Source organism: Oceanobacillus saliphilus (assembly GCF_023522835.1).
GTDB lineage: Bacteria > Bacillota > Bacilli > Bacillales > Amphibacillaceae > Oceanobacillus > Oceanobacillus saliphilus.
The window spans coordinates 1-267 of sequence record NZ_JALCZU010000165.1 but is presented as its reverse complement, the minus strand read 5'-3'; the positions used below and the strand labels follow the sequence as shown (position 1 = coordinate 267).

Here is a 267-nt window from a genome sequence, read left to right as displayed (position 1 = left end):
ATCAACGAAGGCTTGAACTGGGAGTTGACCGGTCGTGAGAACATTCGATTGAAGCAATTGATGATGGGAAAGACCAATAAGGAGATTGATGCGGCAATGCCGGATATTATCGAATTCTCAGAGTTGGGTGAGTTTATTGATCAACCAGTCAAGAATTATTCATCTGGTATGCGTTCAAAGCTTGGTTTTTCAATCGTTACCCACAACGATCCGGATATCTTAATTGTCGACGAAGCATTGTCAGTTGGTGACTCAAACTTTTCAACC

Annotated in this window: 1 protein-coding gene; it reads left to right on the top strand. The window is 41.9% G+C overall.

The features are described from left to right. Positions 1 to 267, top strand: a 267-nt coding sequence (locus MN204_RS20795; RefSeq protein WP_368858694.1) for an ATP-binding cassette domain-containing protein, incomplete at both ends; no start/stop codon positions are given.